Genomic DNA, 16,555 nt, shown 5'->3' on the forward strand with positions numbered 1-16,555 from the left:
CCGACGCGACCCACGCCACCGAACAACCGGCCGCCGGCGCCGGCTGCTCGGGTGCAGGCAGCGGCGCGGCGGGGTCGGAGAGGCTCAGGTGGAAGAGGAGTGCGACGAGTTCCGCGGCCAAGCGCGCGCCTCAAGATACGACGAGGACGAACGAGACGTCGACGTCGACGCTGCCCGGGAGGTCGCGTCCCGCGGCCAGATCCGCGGGCAGCTCGCCGGTCTTCTGCGGCTGTTCGTTCACCTCGGGGAGGTGGCGCAGGATCACGCGGAACTTGCCGGTACCGGCGGTATTGCCAGTGATCGTGTTGACGAGCCCGACCGGCAGATCCTCGCCGACCGCGTTCGTGCCGTAGTCCGACTCGACATCCGCGTAGGCGTGGGTGACGAGCGCGGTCGGAGCCGACGACGCAGGCCCGGCCACGTCGCCGACCACGAACACGAAGTGGTCCTCCGCCTCGGCCTCGATCTCCCCGGTGAGATCCTCGGCCGGGTCCACGAGCGAATTCTGGAAGCGCACGGCAAGCGTGTACTCCACGCCCGACGCGAGCTCGATGCGCTCGGCCGTCCCGGAAGCCCCTCCGTCGCCGTCCGGATCGTCGAACTTGAACACGAGCGGCGCGCCACCGGCGGTCGGCGTAAAGGTCAGCTCGACCTGGGAGATCACCTCGTTTTCGTGGTCGTGGTCGTGATCGTGGTCGTGATCGTCGCCGTGATCCTCACAGGCGACGGCAGCAAGGGTCGCCACGAGGGCCGCGGCGGGCGCCGCCGCGCCGAGAATCTTCTTGCAATACGTTTGCATGTGGGCGACCCTATTCGAGGCCGACGCGCGCTGTCAAGCGCGTCGTCGCAGAACCACATGCCGACGGCTGCGACCAGTCGTCGCCGCGAAACCTGCCGTGAAGATGGCCCCTTCGAAATTTACCTCCCTGGACGCTGTGCGCGACCTCCTGCGCGGGGCCGGCTTGCGCTGCACGGGGCCGCGTGTGGCCGTGCTGCAGCACTTCCAGACCCGCCGCAGGCCGCTCAGCCACGGCGAGCTGGTCGAGGCGCTCGCCGATCGCGAGTTCGACGCGGCCACGATCTACCGCAACTTGATCGACCTCGAGGGCGCGGGTCTCGTGAGCCGGGTAAACGTAGGTGACAACGTGTGGCGGTTCGAACTGCGCGGCCAGGACACGGAGACGCAGAGCGAGCACCCGCACTTCGTCTGCATCGAGTGCGGCGAAATCACCTGCCTCGCACAGGTGCGGGTCAAGCTCACTCCTGCGCCCGGTTCCCTCAAGTCGGTCGTGAACCACGTCTCCGAGATCTTGCTCAAGGGTCAGTGCATGCGGTGCGCCTGAGACCCGTGGACCGTCGAAGCCGGGCTCGGCGCGAGCAAGTACGTTGGCGTGTGCGTCGGATGAGCGTTGCATCTTTAATACGCGCGGATGTGCGCGGAAGATTCGTCGGAGCGGCTCAATCAATCCTGCAAGCCGACGACGCGTGTAAGTCCGCGTCGAAGCGAGCGAGCAGCGGAGGGCGGGCGCGCTCCACACGTCGCGTCAGTCGACGACGCCTGGGCCTCCGTCCGGCGGACGCGTCGACTCGCACAACACGCCGCTCAGGGACACACGACGCCAGCGGAACTCCGCGAGCCCGGCAGCGGCCGCCCAGCTCGCGTAGGTCGACGGCGGCCAGGTGCGCCCGCCGGTCGTCGCGTAGTACACCAGCGAGAACGTCGCCGCGTCGGCGCGCAGCGGCTCCTGCGGGTCGGGGCAGTACACGTCGTGGATCACCAGAAGCCCGCCGGGTCGCAGCGCCTTCGCGGCGCGTCGCACCACCTCGCGCGCCTGCTGCTCGCGCAGGCAGTGCAGGAAATGCGACACCAGCACGAGGTCGTACTCACCCTCCGGCCAGCGCCGCTCGAAGACGTCGCCGACGTGGTAGCGGACGCGGCCTGCCAGCCCCTCCTGCTGCAGCCGCGCCGCACCCTCGCGCGCCGGCTCCGGCAGCTCGTAGATGTCGCTCGTCAGCTCGGGGTACCTGCCGCACAGCGCCGCGCTGTAGCGCCCCGGTCCGCCCGCGACATCGAGCATGCGCCCGGGCGGCGTCGCAAACTCGAGCGCTTCCACCAGCGCGAGGGCGCCGTACGCCGCGCTGCCGTTCAGCAGCGCCAGATAGCGCGCCCAGCAGTCGACATCGCCGGACTTGTGAAAACCCTCCACCCCCGAGCGCAGCGCGGGCACCAGGTGGGCCAGCTGGCGGTCGATGTCGACGCCCAGCGAGATCGACCAGGTCAAGCACGCCGGCGAGCCCTGGACCAGCCATCGCATCGCCATCGGCGTCAGCGCGAAGCGCTCTCCCTCGCGCGCCAGCACCTCGAACCCCGCGAGGGCCTCGAGCAACACGGTCAGCCCGTGGACGTCGCGGCTGACCGTCTCCGCCAGCTCGCTCGCCGTGCGCGACCCTTCGGCGAGCCGGTCGAACAGGCCGAGCTCGACCGCTGCGATCAGGGCGTGGCTGCACGCCAGACCCATCCACGTCGCGTAGAAGGGCTCGGGGACCTCGCCGCGCGCCAGCAGGGCCGCCTCTGCGTCATTGTCGGGGACAAGCTGTAGCCTCATCGTCTATCTCCTCCTCGTGTTGTCGCGTCGCTCGCTATCGAGGCGCGGACCTATTTTTCGACACGATGTCAAAAATTACAAGGGCGATCGCCGCGGCCGCTCGATCGCGGCGGAGGGCGCGACGTGAGAGGGCCGCTTCGGCGACCTCCTGGCATCCCGAGCTGCGGGATCGCCCGCGACGAACTCCCCAATCGGCTTATTTTTCAACATGATGTCGGAAATTACGACGACAATCGCGTCGCCGCCAGGCCAGGGCCTCGGGCAAACGGCGTCATCCGCGACCGCTCCTTACCCTTGCCCAGAGAGGCGCGGACGATCGTCTTGCTCGCCCGCGCAGCGCTGTGTCCGCGACCAAGGCAAGATCGAGCGCTGCACCGAACCCTCGACAAGGGGGTCTCGTGGCCGAGGAGTTTGTCGCGGAGGCTGACGGAGCCGATCGCGCTGTGAAGCCGGTGGGATTGTAGTGGTCGATGCGCGCGCCGATGGTGTATTGAGGTGGTCCGGTTCTCGGCGCAGCGGAGCTCGCGGGCTGCCTCGAGCTTGCGATCGCGGTCGGCCCAGCCTTCCAGGCCGCCCAGGTGCTCGGTCGGCTCGACGCTCACAAGACTACTTCGGCACGAGGCTGGCCTCTTTCTCGGCTACGAGCTCGAGAAGGCGGTCGCCGAGCTCGGTGGAAACCAGCAGCCCCCTGACATTCATGGTGGGAACCCGCGCGGCCAGGCTTGGAGCGTAGTCTCCAACAACATTTCTTCCGACGGCAAGGCCGCGGGATTCCAATCGCTTTGCGTGGTCCTCCTGGAGACTGCCCGGCTTAGGCAATAGCCCCAGCTGGGCGCACTATCCGGGGGAGTCGCCCTTGTATCTTTCAAAATCACTGGGTTCTTCTGCGCAAGCGAGAGCGTATCGATGTCACCGTAGGTAAGCTCGGCGAGAAGGTCCATGAGACGCAAGGTCAGCCCTTCCTCGTAGCGGTCCTTGTTGAAGGCGTTGCGCAGAGCGGTGTCGCCAAGCGCAGCTTCGCCGCGACCACGCCCGTATCCCGCGCTGGGCGAGCGGCTCACACGGCCGCATCAGTCCGGAAGTCCAGCCGCAGGCGGCTCGCTGGCCAAGCGGGTGCTTCGGCATGCTGGGCTGTGGTCGGCGACGGCTACGGAGCCCTCGGCGACATCGCCGCTGCGCCCGGGCCCGGCGTCGCCGGCCTCTACCCCGGCGAGGGTCTCCACGGCCTCGCCGACGGCTCACCAACGGCTCGGCTCGCCGTCGTCGTCGACCGTGACGGCGGTCTCGCGTCGGAGCCAATCCAGCAAGGCCGCGAGGTCGCGCTCGATCGCCGGCGAGTGTGCGCTGATCTCGAGCACGACGCGCGGCCGCTGGTTTCGAGACCCCCCTCGTGTACGGGCCCATCGTGCGGAGCCTCGCCGCGCCAGGTTTTTCTGGTGTCCATGCCGCCCGGCGCCGGTGAACGTGAGCGCTTGCGGCCCCGCCAGGGTATAGGCGCGAGCGGCGTGCCGGTCCTCGATCAGGGCCGGGTGACGACCGCCTCGACTTCGAGCATTGGTTAAGTAGTTCAGCGCCGCGCTGGGGAGACGGCGTCGTCCGCGATCCTTTCTTACCCTTGCCCAGCGAGGCGCGGACGATCGTCTTGCTCGTCCGGTTCACCGGGCCATGGCGCGGCTCAAGGTGATCGTCCCGATCGCCCTGCTCATCGTCCTGGGGCTGCTCTACGGCGCCTTGCAGTCCGGCGTCAGCGCCGTGCTGGTGATGCTGTGCGTCCCGTTCGCGCTGACCGGCGGGATCTTCGCCTTGTGGTTCACCGGCATCGCCCTGTCGGTCAGCGCCGCCGTCAGCTTCATCGCCCTGCTCGGGCAGGTGTCGCTCGCCGGCTTGCTCGTCGTCAGCGCCATCGACCGCCTGCGCGGCGAGGGCGTCGGCGCCTTGCGGGCCGTCATCGACACGCCACCTCCCGCTTCCGCGCGCTGCTGATGACCGCGCTGCTGGCGATGCTGGGCCTCATGCCGATGGCCGTCTCGACCGGCATGGGCAGCGAGACGCAGAAGCCGTTCGCGGCGGCATGGTCACCACCCTGTTCGTGGCCCTGTTCATCCCCCCGGTGATCTGCAGCTTTCTCACACGACAAGCGGCCCCCGCCCCGGATGACGGGGATATGCTCCCGACTCGAGGACATCCTTGAACGCCCCGCTCACGGCCTTCACAGCGTTCTTCGTGGCGATCCAGCTCCAGGCGTTCGGGGTCCCCAACCCGCGGGGCCCGGTGCCGCCGGTGCAGCCGCAGCCGCGCCCGCCGGTCAAGCTGACGCCGCCGAAGACCACGCCGCCCCAGAAGAGCGCGCCGCCGCCGTCGGTGCGGCAGACGACGCACTCGGCCCCGATCCCGCCGCGCCTGCCGACGCAGGTCGAGACGGAGACCGCGCCCCCGACCCCGCCCGGCGAGATTCCCCCGCTGCCGCCGACGATCGTCCAGCGCTACCGGCCGGCGCCCGACCAGGTCACGCTGCCGCAGCTGTTCGAGCTGCTCAAGTCTCGCAGCCCGCGCTACCAGGCGGCGCAGGCGGAGATCGAGGTCGCCGAGTCGGAGGCCCGGGCGGCGCGGGTGTTGCCGAACCCGATCCTCAACTTCGCGATCCTCTACCTCAACAGCGGCTTCAACCAGAACGGCGTCGGCACCTACTACGCCAACCTCACCTTCCCGATCCTGATCGCCGGCCAGCGGCGAATGCGGATGAAGGCGGCCAACGCCGGCGTCGAGGTCGCCAAGGGCACCGTCGAGAACGAGTACGAGACCCTCGCGGTCGAGGCTCGCAACCTGTTCGTCGAGCTGCAGGCCGACCAGGCCCGGCTCGCCCTGCTCGACAACGTGCTCGCCGAGCTCGAGCAGCTGCAGACGCTGGTCGAGGCCCGCCGCGGCGCCGGCGTGCAGAGCAAGTACGACCAGGTGTGGGCCACCATCGACCGCTCGTCGTGGCGGACCCGCCGGGCCGAGCTCGCCGCCGAGACCGACGACACCGCCGGCCGGCTCGCCGTGTTGGTCGGCGACCCGATGTGGCAGCCCGAGGCCGTCGGCGCGTTCAAGCCGCTCGGGCTCGCGCCCGACTTCGAGCGGACCTGGCCCGACGCCTTGCGGGCGCGGCCGGACATCGACCTCGCGCGCCGGCAGGAGGCGTTCGCCAACCGCAACATCGACATGGCCAAGCGCGAGGCCTGGCCGGTGCCGTCGATCACCGCCGGCACCGTCGTCATCCAGAACTACTTCAGCGCCTCGACCTCGGTCGGCATCACCGTCCCGATCCCGATGTTCGACTGGGGGCAGGGTCTTTTGGCCCGCGCCCGCGCCGCCAGCAAGCGGGCCCAGCTCGACAAGGACGCGACCGTCGCCGAGGCCCGCGCCGAGCTGGCCCGGGCGGTGCGGCGGCTCGGCAATCAACGGGCGATCCTCGACGACTACGAGCGCGACGTCTCCTCGCAGTTCACCGAGCTGCGCCGGATGTCGGAGGACGCCTTCCGCAGCGGCCAGGTCGAGTTCCGCGACCTCGCCGACGCCATCAAGGCCCGCGTCGAGCTCGAGCTGACGCACGTCGACCTGATCGAGTCCGTCATGCTCGCCGAGGTCGCCGTGCTGGCGGCGTCCGGGCGGATCGAGGCCACGGAGGGGTTCTGATGGTCCGCGGCGCGACCGAGGGACCCCGATCTCTCGCGTCTCCTCTCACGTTGAGGGCCACGGCGCTGGCGCTCGCCTGCGCCGCGGGCGGCTGCGGCAAGGGCATCTATTACGAGTTTACCGAGGGCTTCAAGTACGTCGAGCCGTTCGACCACATCGACCTCGACGTCGACCGCGGCAGCCTGACCTTCGTCGCCTGGCCGCGGCCGGACGCGACGATGAAGCGCCACACCTCCGGCTTCGACAAGGAGTTCGGCCCGGCCGACGCCGGCGTCGACGACGGCGTGCTGGTGATCACCGCCGCCTGCAAGACCGACGACCGCTGCTGGTACGATCACATGCTCGAGTTCTCGACCGGCGTCAGCGTCGCGCTGCGCATGAAGCTCGGCTACGTCGAGATCGGCTACGTCGACCGCGAGCTCACCGCCGAGATCGACGAGGGCGGCTTTTACGGCGTGCAGCTCGCGGGCCCCGTCGTCGAAGTGTCCCTCGGGACAGGTGACATCGACGTCGAGCTGGTCGCCCGGCCCGAGCGCGTCACCCTGCGGTCGACCGCCGGCGACGTCGCCCTCGTCGTCCCCACCGGCAGCTACCGCTGCGAATTCACCGCCCCGCAGGCTCCGGCCGTCGAGGGCGTCACCTGCGACCCCGCCGCCGACGCCGTCCTCGACGTCACCGTCGACGACGGCGCGCTCACCGTCACCGGCGTCTGACCATGTCCGCCCGTCGCTCCTTCGGCCTCGCCCTCGCGCTCCCGCTGCTGCTCGGGCTCGGCTTCAAGCCCGGCACCTGCGGCAGCATCCTCGACTACAACGAGATCGACATCGTGCTCGAGCCGGTCGCCAGGCTGCACGTGACGAACGAGCGCGGCACCGTCAAGACGATCACCTTCGCCCGCAACGGCGTGCGGATCTGGGAGCACGTGTTCGGCTTCCAGATCAGCCTCGGCCGCCAGGAGCACTGGGTCGAGGACGACACCCTGTTCGCCCACTTCGACTGTCGCGAGGAGACCGAGTGCCTCGACGACATGAACTTCGAGCTCCCGCTCGGCACGGCGATCGAGCTCGACGTCACCGACGTCGACGTCGACATCGGCGCCCCCGACGCCGACGTCACCGTGGCGGTCGAGATCGGCGAGGTCCTGATCCACGAGATCACCGGCCCGAACACCACCGTCGAGGTCGGCGAGGGCGGCGCGACCCTCACCTTCGCCGCCGCGCCGACCTCGGTGGTCGTCACCGTCGACGACGGTGCGGTCGACCTCGACCTGCCCGCCGGCCCCTACCGCTGCGACTTCACGGTGGAAGACGGCGAACAGACCCTCGACGGCATCACCTGCGACGACGGCGCCGCCGCCACCCTGACCGTCAGCATCGCCCACGGCGACCTCACCGTCCACGCGAGCTGAGCGCCCGGAGACAACCCATGACCCGCCTCGCCTGCCGCGTCTGTCTCGCCGCCCTCCTCCTCGGCCTCGCCGCCCCGGCGCGCGCTGGCGCGCCGCTCCTGCTGCAGGACGGCGACGGCGGCCTCGAGCGCCTCGCGCCCGGCTTGCCGGCGCTGCTCGCCGGCGATCCCGGCCTGCTCGATCGCGCGGCCCCGCCGGCTCCACGCGCCCTCGCCGGCACCGCCGACGGCGAGCTCTTGGCCGCCGACGACCGCAGCGTCAGCCTGTTCGCCGCCGACGGCCGCGCCCGCTGGACCGCCCCGCTGCCCGCGGCCCCGCAGGCGCTGCTCGCCGCCGACCCCGGCCGCGCCCTCGTCCTCGTCGCCGGCCGCGTCCTCGTGGTCGCCGACGGCCTGGTCCAACAGACATGGTCTCTCGGACATGGCACTTGGACCAGCCTCGCGTACGACCCGGCGCGTCGGCTCGTGATCGCCGGCGGCCACGCCGACGCCGTCGCCTGCGACGAGCCGCTCACCGTCGCCCGCGTGGTCGCCACCGACCTCGCCGGCGCGCCGCAGTGGCAGGCCTACGGCGAGGCCCACGCGGCGAACCGCTGGGCCCGCTGCGAGGCGCTGACGAGCACCCGCGTCGTCGCGCTCGCGCGCGAGGGCGGCGACCTCCTCGTCGCCGCCGCCGTCGACGGGGCCGGCGACGACCTGTTCCGCCACGAGCCGAACGGCGCCCCCGCGCGCCTGGCCGTGTTCGACGGCGCCACCGACCCCGACAGCGCCAGCGGCCCGCACGCCTGGTACGCCCGCCTGGGCGGCGACGACGGCCGGCACCTGCTCGGCCAGTACCTGCTCGCGCCCGAGGGCGCGGCCGAGCTGCAGCCCACGGCGATTGCCGCCGATCGCTTCGGCGCGGTCTACCTCGCCGGCGTGGTCCGCTCGCTGCCCCTCGAGGACGACGCCCCGCCGCCCGGCGCCGGCGAGCTGGCCTTCGTGCACGCGGCGACGCATGACCTTTCGGCCAGGTCGCTGTGGTGGACCTTCGCCCCCGCCGTCGACCTCCCGACCGCCCGCGTCGACCTGCTCCTCGGCCCCGACCAGGCCCTCGCGGTCGCCCGCACCGACGCCGGCCACGCCGCCGGCGTCCGCTGGCAGCCCGCGAAGGACCTCGCCGACGCCGTCGAGTGGGTCGGCAAGAAGGAAGACCGCCCGAACCCCGACACGATGGAGCTGTTCGGCTACGAGTCCGGCGCCTCGGCCTCGAGCGACGACTGCTTCTGCAGCGCCGAGCCGCGCCCGCTCTCGGCCGTGGCCCTGCTCGGCGTCCTCGGCCTCACCGGCCTCCGCCGCCGCCGCCGTCGCTAGCGAGGGCTGGACCTCAGTGCGCGGGCAGCGGCTGGCCGCCGCGCCAGGCGCCGCCGGCGCGGCCGATCCGGCGCACGCGGAAGGCCAGGAAGATCAGCGCGAAGCCGACGAACAGCGCCCACACGCCGATGTACACCATCATCGCCAGCGCGCCGGCGCCGGGCATCGTCATCATCAGCACGCCGAACAGCACGCCGGCGAGGCCGCTGAGCGCCAGCCACCATTCGCCCTCGATCTCCTTGCGCAGGCGGATCGCCATGACGATGCGGAGCACCCCGGTGATGATCGCGAACGCGGCGATGTACATCAGCAGCACCAGGGTCGTGATCCCCGGCACGCGCAGCGCGAGCAGGCCGAACGCCGCCCCGCACAGGCCCTCGAGCAGCATCAGCCACCAGTGCTCGTTCTCCTTGCGCCCCGCGAACGCGCCGGCGATGAGGAACACGCCGTCGATCAGCACGAACACCGCGAACCACACCGTCAGCGCGATCAAGGAGATGCCGGGCGCGGCCAGCGTCAGACAGCCGAACAGCAGCGCCAGGATGCCGCGCAGCAGCAGCGACCACCACGCGGTCGAGAGCGATTCACAGAGCATGGGGGACCCTTCCTTTGCCCTGAACGTGACGCAATCCCCGACCTCGTCCAGCAGACCCAGCCACGATTCGCCTCCCCGCCCGCCGCGCCCCGGGGTGCGGGCTCGACCGCCGCCCGCGCTCGCCATTTCCGGCGCTTCGTGCCCTGGTCCGCGCGCTGCAACGACGCCGCCGGGCCGCCGCGCGCCATGACGCCGCGGCCGATCAGCGGCCCGGCCCGTCGCGGTTCGCTCGCCTGCGACGAGCAGACTCGACCGTCGCCGCCCGGTCCGCTCACTGCGGGTTGATCACCTCGAGCCGGGTCCCGCCCGGGTACGCGTACGACGTCACCTCGGTGTAGCCATAGTTGATGATCCCGAACGGCTCGGAGCTCTCGGCCAAATGGGCGCCCTCGGCGATCGGCCAGTCGGCGACCTCGTAGCCGCCGATGGCGTAGTAGCCGGCGACCATCGCCCCGTCGACGAACACCGCGGGGCCGCCCTGCACCCGGACGATCTGCGCGAAGTGTTGTGCATAGCCGGTGCCGGTGGCGAACGCGTAGCGCTCGAGGAATTGCTCGACCGGGATCGCCTGCACCATCGCCGGGTCGCCGGTGCCGGCGCCGCCGTCCTGGCTCTCGAGGTATTGCACCGGCAAGAACGGCTTGTCGCCCGCGAACACCACGCTGGTCCCGGTCGGCACCACCAGCTCCTTCCATTCGCCGCGGTTGAGCGCGAGGGGCGTGCCCGGCAGCGGCGGGTCGGTCGTCACCGTCGTCCCGTCCTCGCCGCCGTACACCCGCCAGTAGTGCTTCTCCTGGCTGCGGGCCGGCGCGTGGGCGCCGACGTACTCGACCCCCCAGTACGCCAGCGGCAGCATCTGCTCCTCGACGTGGTCGCAGTACGACACGTCGCTGCTCGGCACGTTGGCGCACTCGACCGCGCCGACGACCCAGATCGGTCGGTCGGCGCTGACGATCGTCCCCGACAGGTCGCCGTTCGGCTCGGGCGCGATCACCTGCAGCGTATCGAAGCGGTTCATCGTCACCGTGCCGGTCTGGCCGGCGAACACCTGCGGCACCCCGGCCCCGGCGCTCGTGGTGACCGGCGGCGTCCACGTCACCGTCGTCCCGTCGGCGATCGCGATCACGTTGAAGTAACTCGGCGACTCCTCCTGCGTCTGGCGGTACGACGCCACCACGTAGCTCGCCTGCAGCGCGTGCTCGGGGAACAGCATCGACGCGTCATTGGTCGCCTGCGCCCCGATCGGCGAGTGCTGGTACGCCACCACCGGCACGTCGCTGTCGATCCGGTAGGCCCCGCCGACCCGCAGCGCCGACACCTTGTCGATCGGCGGGTTCGCCAGCGTGAACGTGTGCGTCTTGCCCGGCGCGATCGTCACCGGCGCGCCCTGAGGCACCTCCACGTTCTGCCCGGTCGGCGCCAGGAACAGCCGCACCGTCGCCGTCTTGCTCGCGTGCGGGTTGCCGACCACCACCGAGTCGTTCTCCTCCGCGTAGTAGTTGTCCATGCGGTTGGCGAAGAACGAGCAGCCGACGGTGCTCGGCGTCGCCTCCGCCAGCTCGCACAGCGAGAAGCACTGGTCGCCCGCGCACGCCTCGGTCGGGCCGCACGCGACCGGAGGCTCGTAGCCGCTGCCGTTCGCGTCGCACTGCTGGTACGACTCGTCGTCGACGCACTGGACGCTGCCGGGCGGGCACACCCCGGCCGAGCACACTCCATCCGTGCACGCCTCGCCCGGCCCGCACGGCTGCGGCGCGAACGACACGCAGTCGGCCTGGCACACCAGGATCTGCTCGCCCTCGCATTCGCCGAGGTCGCCCGGCGTGCAGGTGCAGGCCGCGTCGCCGCGGGTGGTCGACGACGAGGTCGTCGTCGCCGGCTCCGTCGCGCTTTCGCTCGACGTCGTCGACGACGCGCCGCTCGTCGGCGCCGTCGCCGTCGCCTCCTCGCCCGTCGTCGCCGGCCCCGGCGTGCCTGTCACGCTCGTCGCGCTCGTCGTCCCCGAGGCGCTCCCCGCGGGCGCGTCGTTGCAGGCGGCGAGCAGGCACAGGAGCCACGGACCGGCGGGATGCAGACGGGACATCACGCGCGAAGTTCGCCAAAACTCCTTGCCGACGCAACTCGGGCGCCTCCTTGCGGCGACCCGGACCACGTTCCCCTGCGGTTTCACGCGGCGGGGTGCGCCCGGCTCACACCCCGCGGAGCGTCACCGTCCCGGTCTCGACCGTGATGTCCAGCACCGCCGCCGCCGCGTCGTCGCAGGTGACGCCCGCGATCTTCGCCGCCGGCGCCACCTCGCAGCGGTACGGCCCGGCCGGCAGCGTCAGCGTCACGTCGCCCGTGCCGACCGCGATCGTCACCTGCTCGGGGGCCGCCGCGAACTCGATCGTCACGTCACCTGTCTCATAAGACAGATCGACGATCGGCGCCGCGATCGCCCAGCCGACGAAGCGGCCGACCCCGACCTCGGCCTCGATCTCCGCGTCGAACTCGCTGAGCTCGATGTAGCCGTCGCGGAACGTGAAGCGGAGCGCCGTCCCGGGCGGCGCCTCGATCATGTGGTCGTACCAGCACTCGTGGGCGATCGCGCAGTGACCGGTGAGCTGCAGCTCGTCGCCCTCGACCGCCTGGCCGAACTCGCCGACCCCCGCGTCGAACCCCGACGTGTGGCGCTTGATGTAGATCGACGGCCGCGGGTACATCGTCCCGGTGATGCTGCCGTGGTGGACGTCGAACGCGACCCGCGTGACCTTCTCGAAGAACTGCAGGTTCTCGGTCTGCTCGATGTAGACGCCGCAGCGATTGGTCGCCACGAGCAGCGGCGCCGCGGCGAGCAGGGCGAGCAGGCGGACCGGGGCAGCGCGCATCGCCGGAGCCTTCTAGAAGCGGAGGACGAGCCCCCCGCCGCCGAACTGGGGGATCCCCCGCCGCGCGTAGCGGGGCTCGAACAGCGCCCGGGCCCGCTCGTCGCGGGCGTACTGCTTGCGGGCCGCCACCCCGAACGCGATCGCGGTGACCACCAGGCCGACGCCGATGCCGAGGAACGTGCCCGAGTACACGTTCATCACGTGCTTGCTGTCCTCGTTGCCGACGTTGGTGTTGGCGAGGATCACCAGCACCGTCGACGCCAGCGTGAGGCCGCCGCCGATGACCCCGAGGCTCATCGCCGCCGGCAGCAGCTTGCGCCGCCGCTGCTCCTGCTTGGCCGCCCGCGTCGCGTCGGCGTGGGCCGCCTGCAGCTGGCGCATCGTCGCGCCGTCGTGCGCCGGGTCCGGGCTCAGCGCCAGCACGTGCTCGAGGTCGTTGGCGCGCAGCGCGTGGAACGCCGCGCCCGGCCCGTACTTGGTGGCGAGCCGCCCGGCCACGTCCGCGCGCAGCTGGTAGGCCTTCACGTTCGAGGTGTCGAGCGCGATCACCTCGCTCAGCGCCTGCATCGCCGCCTCGTCCTCGCCGGCCTTCACCTGCTGCCGGGCCTCTTCGAGCACCGTCGGGGCCGGCGGCTCGGCGCGGACGGACAGCGGCGCGAGAGCGACGCAGGGGGCCAGGACCGCGCCGCACAGGCGCGCCGTCCAGGTCGGGCGACTCTCCGGGCGAGGCATCCCGGGATGATAGGAACGTCGTGCTCGCCAGCGCAAGTGAAGCTCCGAACATGTTCCGCCGGGCGTTCCGCCCCGCGGGTCAGAAAACGCACATCTCGCCGTGTTACCCACAACTGTCCCAAAGGTCAGGCGGACGCGCGACCGGCCTCGTCGACCAGCAGCGGGGCCGCGGTGGCGGCGACGATCGCCTCGACCGTCACCCCGGGTGCGCGCTCGACCAGGCGGAAGCCGCCGTCCTCGACCGCGATCACCCCGAGGTCGGTGATCACCAGGTCCACGCAGCGCATCGCCGTGAGCGGCAACGTACAGCGGCGGACCAGCTTCGCGCCGCCGTCGCGGTCGGTGTGGGTCATCACCGCGATCACCTTGCGCGCGCCGGTGGCGAGGTCCATCGCCCCGCCGATCCCGGCCACCTTTTGTCCCGGCACCATCCAGTTGGCGAGGTCGCCGTTCTCGGCGACCTGCATCGCCCCGAGCACCGCGACATCGACGTGGCCGCCGCGGATCATCGCGAAGCTCAGCGCCGAGTCGAACGTCGAGCCGCCGGGCACGATCGTCACCGTCTGTTTGCCGGCGTTGATCACCTGCGCGTCGACCTCGTCGTCGTAGGGGAACGGGCCCATCCCGAGCAGCCCGTTCTCCGAGTGCAGCAAGATCCCCGAATCGGGCGGCAGGTAGTTGGGGATCAGCGTCGGGATCCCGATCCCCAGGTTGACCACGCTGCCCGGGCTCAGCTCCCGGGCCGCACGCGCGGCCATGTCTTCGCGGCTCCACGGCATGGCGGCCGGATGATGGCCGGGGCGGCCCGCCGAGGCAATGGCAGGCGGCGCGATTTCGCGCCTCGCGGGTTCGATCCGGTCCCCGCGGCGCGTTGCCCTCCGCCGCCGTTTGCGGGCACCCTTCGCCGGCATGCGGGTCGTCCTCCTCGCGCTCGCGGCTGTCCTCGCCTGCGCGCGCCTCGGCGGGCCGCGCGGCGACGACGGCGACGAGCGCGAGGTCCGCGTCGCCGGCGAGCCGCTGACCGCCGAGCAGCAGGCGCGCCTGGTCGATCACGCCCGCGCCGGCGGCCTGCTGTGGTGGCGCCTGCCCGGCCCGGACGGCTACCGCTGCGAGCCCTGGCGGCTCGTCCCCGACGTCGGCGACCCCGAGCGCGGCCGCCTCGTCCTGGTCGCGCCGCCGCCTGTCCCCGCGGACAGCTCGGGCCCGCCCGCGCCTCCGAGGCCGGCGGACCGCCCGGACCTCGCACAACCTGTCCCCGCAGACAGCGACCCCGGCGCGCCGCCCGCGCGGCCCGAGCTCGCCTCGGCGCCGCGCCCGCCTGTCCCCGAGGACATACAGCCGAGCGCCCTGCTCGCCTCGCCCCGCCTCTCACCTGTCCCCGAGGACATCTCCCCCGCCGCCCTGCTCGCCTCGCCCCGCCTCTCACCTGTCCCCGAGGACATCCCCCCCGCCGCCCTGCTCGCCTCGCCCCGCCCCTCGCCTGTCTCCGAGGACATAGCCCCCGCCGCCCTGCTCGCCTGGCCCCTCCTCCCGCCTGTCCTCGAGGACAGCCCCGCCTCCGCCCCGCCCGAGCCTGTCCCGAACGCCATGTCCCTCGGGTCACCCACGATCCAGCTCGCCTATCGCCTGGCCGAGGGCCACCTCACCCTCACCGCTCCCGAGCACGAGCTCCCGGTCGCCGCCCCGCCGGGCACGCAGAAGGCCGTCGGCCGCGCCTTGACCTGCGTCTTCACCGGCATCGCCCTCGGCGGCCCGGCCGGCAGCGCCCGGCGGCTGATCCTCGCCGCCCGCGAGCGCTTCTTCTTCAGCGAGGACGCCTGCGCCGCCGCCGGCTTCGCCGACGACCCGCCCGGGCCCGACGAGCTGCGCACCGTCGGCTGCGCCGGCGCCCTCGCCGACCCGGCCACGCGCGCCCGCCTGGAGCGCCCGCCCCCGCGCGACGCCCCCGACCCCGCCGCCCGGCTCCACCGCGCCCGCGCCGTCCATCACCTCCGCCGCGGCCCCGACGGCGCCCTCGTGTGCGACCGCTGGCGCAACCGGCCCGAGCGCACCGCCGGTCACGGTCGCCTCGAGCACCGCGGTCGCGACGAGCGCGGCCGCTTCGTCCGCACCTACGCCTACGAGGTCGGCCCCGGCTACGTCACCCTCCAGGGCCCCGCCGAGTTCCGCCGCGTCGAGCTCGACGGCCAGCGCACCGACGTCGTCCGCGCCAGCAGCTGCCTCGTCACCCGCGGCGTCACCCGGGTCGACGCCGGCGGCATCGACCTCGGCGGCGAGCGCTGGTACCTGTCCCGAAGTGCATGCGACGCCGCCCGCCTCGCCGACGCCCCGGCCCCCGTCGGCGCCACGCCCCTGCTGGTGACCGGCTGCGAGTGAGCGGAGCTCGACGGTCGCGGTGCACCCAGCCCCGCTTTCTCGGCCCCTCGGCGCCGCTTCCCTGCGGATGGCGAGCCGCGAGGGAGCGGAGCTCGACCGGCGCCCCCTGTCTCGCACGTGGATCCGGCTCCGCTGGCCCGGCCACGGCGGGGCTCGTCCGATCCCACGACCAATGAGGGTCGTCCCGCACGATACCCTGCGAAGATATGCGAGGAGGAGATCCATTCGGAGCAATTCCCACCTCGACCACACCGATCGCCCGCGCCTCACCCACGCCCACGGCGATCTCCAAGACGAAGCGGCCGGAGACGCGGGTCTGTCGACCGCGCGATGATTCGCCCGTCCGCGCATCGGGGGCATTCTCGCGTCATCGGGGGGCGCCGGCTTCACCGGGCGGGGACCGCGATCCTGGTGCACGCCACCAGCGAGCGGCGGTCGGTATGGACACCGGCGACCTTGTCGGGGGGCGGGCTGGGGCGGTGCGGCTGCGAGAGGCGGGTCCGGCGGCCACCGGGCGGCGGGGCGCCATTCGTGGGTTCGCGCCGTCCTGACGTCCGAATGAGCGCTCATGACATTGATCGGAGGTTCGCATTCACGCGTCGTCCGAGACATGTCCGAAGAAACATGTCGCGCCCCGATCTGGCCGCGGGTCGTATCCGCCGGATGTCGCGCGCAGCGGCTCGCGGACCCGTCGAATGTCCTTCAGGACATATTGAGCGCGCCGAGCGAATGGCGCGCCGTGGCACCCCTCACCGGCGCATGGCGCGTCCGTTGCCCGCGAATTGGCGGGTGCTAGACCTGGGTGCAATCATTCTGCCAGTTCGGCGTCGAGCTCGGCGTCGGGCCCCCGGTCCCATGAAACCACTCCGCTCGATCCTGACTCTGATTCCGTTGGCCTGCGGCGACGGCGGCGGCTCGAGCGGCGCGGACGGTGCCCTGTTCGA

15 protein-coding genes are annotated in these 16,555 nt (G+C 72.0%); 8 read left to right on the forward strand and 7 right to left on the reverse strand.

The features are described from left to right. Nucleotides 1-130: 130 nt before the first annotated feature. Nucleotides 131-745, reverse strand: a complete 615-nt coding sequence (locus NAEX_RS12275; protein ID WP_245913687.1) for a hypothetical protein — start codon at nucleotides 743-745, stop codon at nucleotides 131-133. 190 nt (nucleotides 746-935) lie between these two features. On the opposite strand from NAEX_RS12275, the gene NAEX_RS12280 reads away from it, so the two are divergent. After that, on the forward strand, nucleotides 936-1,343 hold the full coding sequence (locus NAEX_RS12280) for a Fur family transcriptional regulator (RefSeq protein WP_245913688.1): 408 nt from the start codon (nucleotides 936-938) through the stop codon (nucleotides 1,341-1,343). A 201-nt stretch (nucleotides 1,344-1,544) separates the two neighbouring features. Here the strand turns inward: NAEX_RS12280 and NAEX_RS12285 are convergent, their stop codons facing one another. Continuing rightward, nucleotides 1,545-2,606: a class I SAM-dependent methyltransferase gene (locus NAEX_RS12285; RefSeq protein WP_096327693.1), complete on the reverse strand. Its 1,062-nt coding sequence runs from the start codon at nucleotides 2,604-2,606 to the stop codon at nucleotides 1,545-1,547. Between the two features lie 1,665 nt (nucleotides 2,607-4,271). Between NAEX_RS12285 and NAEX_RS47735 the strand changes: the two genes are divergently transcribed. The 6 genes from NAEX_RS47735 to NAEX_RS12310 all read left to right on the forward strand — a co-directional run bounded on the left by NAEX_RS47735 (nucleotide 4,272) and on the right by NAEX_RS12310 (nucleotide 9,041). Further along, nucleotides 4,272-4,589: an efflux RND transporter permease subunit gene (locus NAEX_RS47735; RefSeq protein WP_096327694.1), complete on the forward strand. Its 318-nt coding sequence runs from the start codon at nucleotides 4,272-4,274 to the stop codon at nucleotides 4,587-4,589. Between the two features lie 17 nt (nucleotides 4,590-4,606). Then, on the forward strand, nucleotides 4,607-4,720 hold the full coding sequence (locus NAEX_RS54495) for a hypothetical protein (RefSeq protein ID WP_256254096.1): 114 nt from the start codon (nucleotides 4,607-4,609) through the stop codon (nucleotides 4,718-4,720). A gap of 73 nt (nucleotides 4,721-4,793) precedes the next feature. Next, nucleotides 4,794-6,281 (forward strand): TolC family protein, encoded by a 1,488-nt coding sequence (locus tag NAEX_RS12295; protein ID WP_096327695.1) that lies wholly within the window; start codon nucleotides 4,794-4,796, stop codon nucleotides 6,279-6,281. Nucleotides 6,282-6,331: 50 nt separating this feature from the next. After that, nucleotides 6,332-6,994 carry a hypothetical protein gene (locus tag NAEX_RS12300; RefSeq protein ID WP_096327696.1) on the forward strand — a complete coding sequence of 221 codons (663 nt, stop codon included), beginning with the start codon at nucleotides 6,332-6,334 and terminating at the stop codon, nucleotides 6,992-6,994. A 2-nt stretch (nucleotides 6,995-6,996) separates the two neighbouring features. Continuing rightward, nucleotides 6,997-7,689 carry a hypothetical protein gene (locus NAEX_RS12305; RefSeq protein WP_096327697.1) on the forward strand — a complete coding sequence of 231 codons (693 nt, stop codon included), beginning with the start codon at nucleotides 6,997-6,999 and terminating at the stop codon, nucleotides 7,687-7,689. Between the two features lie 17 nt (nucleotides 7,690-7,706). Continuing rightward, nucleotides 7,707-9,041: a hypothetical protein gene (locus NAEX_RS12310; RefSeq protein ID WP_100793301.1), complete on the forward strand. Its 1,335-nt coding sequence runs from the start codon at nucleotides 7,707-7,709 to the stop codon at nucleotides 9,039-9,041. A gap of 13 nt (nucleotides 9,042-9,054) precedes the next feature. On the opposite strand, the gene NAEX_RS12315 is transcribed toward NAEX_RS12310, so the two are convergent. The 5 genes from NAEX_RS12315 to NAEX_RS12335 all read right to left on the reverse strand — a co-directional run bounded on the left by NAEX_RS12315 (nucleotide 9,055) and on the right by NAEX_RS12335 (nucleotide 14,014). Next, complete coding sequence (locus NAEX_RS12315) at nucleotides 9,055-9,636, reverse strand: HdeD family acid-resistance protein (RefSeq protein ID WP_096327699.1); 582 nt, start codon at nucleotides 9,634-9,636, stop codon at nucleotides 9,055-9,057. 271 nt (nucleotides 9,637-9,907) lie between these two features. Further along, a complete protein-coding gene (locus NAEX_RS12320) occupies nucleotides 9,908-11,719 on the reverse strand; it encodes an IgGFc-binding protein (RefSeq protein ID WP_096327700.1) in 1,812 nt (603 codons plus the stop codon). A 106-nt stretch (nucleotides 11,720-11,825) separates the two neighbouring features. Then, nucleotides 11,826-12,503 carry a hypothetical protein gene (locus NAEX_RS12325; RefSeq protein ID WP_096327701.1) on the reverse strand — a complete coding sequence of 226 codons (678 nt, stop codon included), beginning with the start codon at nucleotides 12,501-12,503 and terminating at the stop codon, nucleotides 11,826-11,828. Between the two features lie 12 nt (nucleotides 12,504-12,515). Continuing rightward, nucleotides 12,516-13,235 carry a hypothetical protein gene (locus NAEX_RS12330; RefSeq protein ID WP_096327702.1) on the reverse strand — a complete coding sequence of 240 codons (720 nt, stop codon included), beginning with the start codon at nucleotides 13,233-13,235 and terminating at the stop codon, nucleotides 12,516-12,518. Between the two features lie 125 nt (nucleotides 13,236-13,360). After that, a complete protein-coding gene (locus tag NAEX_RS12335; protein ID WP_096327703.1) occupies nucleotides 13,361-14,014 on the reverse strand; it encodes a 3-oxoacid CoA-transferase subunit B in 654 nt (217 codons plus the stop codon). A 130-nt stretch (nucleotides 14,015-14,144) separates the two neighbouring features. Here NAEX_RS12335 and NAEX_RS12340 point away from each other — a divergent pair, with 130 nt between their 5' ends. Beyond that, complete coding sequence (locus tag NAEX_RS12340) at nucleotides 14,145-15,611, forward strand: hypothetical protein (RefSeq protein WP_096327704.1); 1,467 nt, start codon at nucleotides 14,145-14,147, stop codon at nucleotides 15,609-15,611. Nucleotides 15,612-16,555: the final 944 nt, after the last annotated feature.

It is taken from the genome of Nannocystis exedens, assembly GCF_002343915.1.
GTDB lineage: Bacteria > Myxococcota_A > Polyangia > Nannocystales > Nannocystaceae > Nannocystis > Nannocystis exedens.